This window comes from Treponema sp. UBA7570 (assembly GCA_002477955.1).
Taxonomy (GTDB): Bacteria; Spirochaetota; Spirochaetia; order Treponematales; family Treponemataceae; genus Treponema_D.
In genome coordinates, this window is the sequence record DLLE01000029.1 from 1 (window position 1) to 3,476 (window position 3,476).

The following is a 3,476-nucleotide window of genomic DNA, read 5'->3' on the forward strand; positions in this document are numbered from 1 at the left end:
AAAGACGCGGGGAAGCCGGCGCGGAGCGCGCCGGTGGGGGGGGAAAAAAAGGATTTAAAAAGAAAAAAGCCGGCAGCTACCTACTTTCCCGCGAAGAGCAGTATCATCGGCGTAAGAGAGCTTGACTTCCGTGTTCGGAATGGGAACGGGTATTGCCTCTCCACTGTGGCCACCGGCATTTATGCCTGTATATATCGCGCGCCCGTCCGGTCAGGGGCCGCATGTGCCCGGGCCCGGATGCCCGCGTCTGTCCGGAAAGGATCCGGACCTGGGAAGAAAACATTCCTTGCAGAAAAGGAACCTGACAGGATACTATGAATCGGAACGATAATATGGTCAAGCCTCACGACCTATTAGTAATGCTCGGCTCAATGTCTCGCGGCACTTACACCTGCATCCTATCGACCTGATAGTGTCTCAGGGGTCTTCAGGGGAGCCATGCTCCCGGGGATGTCTAATCTTGAGGCGGGCTTCCCGCTTAGATGCTTTCAGCGGTTATCCCTTCCCGACTTAGATACTCTGCGCTTGCCCTTGGCAGGACAACAGATAAGCCAGAGGTCGGTCCACTTCGGTCCTCTCGTACTAAAAGCAGACCCTCTCAAACATCCAGCGCCCATAACAGATAGGGACCGAACTGTCTCGCGACGTTCTGAACCCAGCTCACGTACCGCTTTAATTGGCGAACAGCCAAACCCTTGGGACCTGCTCCAGCCCCAGGATGCGATGAGCCGACATCGAGGTGCCAAACTTTCCCGTCGATGTGAACTCTTGGGGAAAATCAGCCTGTTATCCCCGGAGTACCTTTTGTCCGTTAAGTGATGGCCTTTCCACTCAGCACCATCAGATCATTAAGACCTGCTTTCGCACCTGCCCGAGATGTCTCTCTCGCAGTCAAGCCTCCTTGTGCCTTTACACTCGCGCCCTGATTCCCAACCAGGGTGAGGAGACCTTCGCGCACCTCCGTTACAGTTTAGGAGGCGACCGCCCCAGTCAAACCGCGCGCCTAGCATTGTCCCCGCCCCAGCTTCATGGAGCGGGTTAGAAATCTCATTCACCAGGACTGGTATTTCACCACCGGCTCCGCGCAGCCTGACGACCACGCTTCTCTGCCTCCCAGCTATCCTACACATGATAAATAAGATCCCAATGTTAAGTTACGGTGAAGGTTCACGGGGTCTTTCCGTCTAATTATGGGTAGTCGGCTTCTTTACCGACATATAAATTTCACCGAGTCTCGCGTTGAGACAGTGCTCAGAATCGTTACTCCATTCGTGCGGGGCGGAACTTACCCGCCAAGGAATTTCGCTACCTTAGGACCGTTATAGTTACGGCCGCCGTTTACCGGGGCTTCGATTCACAGCTTCGAGTCGCCTCTAACCGCTCCTCTTAACCTTCCGGCACCGGGCAGGAGTCACCACCTATACGTCCCATTGCTGGTTCGCAGATGGCTGTGTTTTTGATAAACAGTCGCCTGAGCCTGCTTTCTGCCGCTCTTAATCTTATACAATCAGAGCCACACTTCTTCCGAAGTTACGTGTGCATTTTGCCGAGTTCCTTAACGCGAGGTCGCTCGTGCGCCTTAGATTTCTCATCCCACATACGTGTGTCCGTTTACGGTACGGTCTCCCGCAGCCTAGCCTTAGACAGTATTTCCCGGCACCATGACTACGTCCGCTTCGCTTCGACTTTCTCTCCGCTCGCTGTAACGCCTCGCCTCAGGCCGCGGATTTGCCTGCGGCCCTCATCAGCTCGGCGCTTTGACCGGAACAACCGTTCTCCGGCCGGATTTCGCCTCATGCGTCCTGTCCTCGAAACTGCGGAAGGTATCGGACTATAAACCGATTTCCCATCGGCTACGCCTTTCGGCCTGGCCTTAGGGGCCGACTTACCCAGGGCAGATTGCCTTTACCCTGGAACCCTTATGTTTCCGGCGGACGGGAATCCCACCCGTCTTTTCGTTACTTATACCTGCATTCTCTCTTCCATCTCCTCCAGAACCCCTCGCGGGTATTCCTTCATCAGTTAATGGAATGCTCCCCTACCAATCATATCTCATGATATGAGTCCATGGCTTCGGTATCATGCTTAGCCCCGTTACATTGTCTGCGCATGAATGCTCGACCAGTGAGCTGTTACGCACTCTTTTAAGGAATGGCTGCTTCTAAGCCAACCTCCTGGCTGTCTGTGCATCCACACTTCATTTAACACTTAGCATAATTTCGGGACCTTAGCCGATGGTCCGGGCTGTTTCCCTCTTGACTACGAACCTTAGCGCCCGCAGTCTCACTCCCATACGCTGGCTGCCGGCATTCAGAGTTTGATTGGGTCAGGTAGGATTTGACTCCCCCATTCCCGTCCAGTGCTTTACCTCCGGCAGCTTTATATGAGGCTGTCCCTAAAGGCATTTCGGGGAGAGCCAGCTATTTCCAGGTTTGTTTAGCCTTTCACTCCTTATCACAGGTCATCACTACCTTTTTTAACAGATTACTGTTCGGCCCTCCAACAGGTTTCACCCTGCCTTCAGCCTGCCCATGATAAGATCACCTTGGCTTCGGGTCTACGGCATGCAACTTGCTCCGCCCTGTTCAGACTCGCTTTCGCTCCGGCTCCGGCTCTTCCAAGCCTTAACCTCGCTGCATACCGTAACTCGCAGGTTCATTCTACAAAAGGCACGCCACCACCCTCGCGGGCCGTGACATCTTGCCGGTTCATGGTTTCAGGTTCTATTTCACTCCCCTCGCCGGGGTTCTTTTCACCTTTCCCTCACGGTACTCGTTCGCTATCGGTAGCTGTCTAGTATTTAGCCTTGGATCGTGGTCGACCCGGATTCCGGCAGGGTTTCTCGTGCCCCGCCGTACTCAGGCACTGCATCAGGAAGTCCCCTCCATTTCGCATACGCGGCTTTCACGCTCTCTGACGCTCCTTCCCAGAAGCTTCTGCTATGTCAGGGTTTTATCTCAACTTCCCGGGCCATCCCCATGCAGCCCTGCAACCCCGCTCTGCGCGGTTTGGGCTCCTCCCCCTTCGCTCGCCGCTACTAGGGGAATCTCTCTTGATTTCTGTTCCCGAGTTACTTAGATGGTTCACTTCACTCAGTCTCGCCTCCGTATCCTATTTTATTCAGATATCCGGATGGCGCGCTCACACGCGCCGGATTACTCCATTCGGTCATCCGCGGGTCAATGGATATGTGCTCCTCTCCGCGGCTTTTCGCAGCTTATCACGACCTTCATCGCCTTCCAGCTCCATAGGCATCCGCCATGAACCTATATTTCGCTTGACCATATTATCTTTCCTATTCCCGCGCATCTCTTCAACGCTACTTCCGCCTCCGGACTTTATCTTACTTATGCCAAGCGCTCCGTCGGCCTTCACTCGCCATGCGCGGTTTCGTATCTTGCCTTCACTCGTCCCCTTCCGGCTTCCGCCCTCAAGGAACTCATGTTTCTTCCCTTCACTTTCTTCTGTCAAAGAAC

General features: G+C 54.3%; 2 rRNA genes. Both read right to left on the reverse strand.

The annotated features are described in order from the left end of the window. Window positions 1–67: 67 nt before the first annotated feature. Window positions 68–177 (reverse strand): 5S ribosomal RNA (rrf, locus tag B4N75_RS03305). Window positions 178–332: 155 nt separating this feature from the next. Next, window positions 333–3,283 (reverse strand): 23S ribosomal RNA (locus B4N75_RS03310). Window positions 3,284–3,476: the final 193 nt, after the last annotated feature.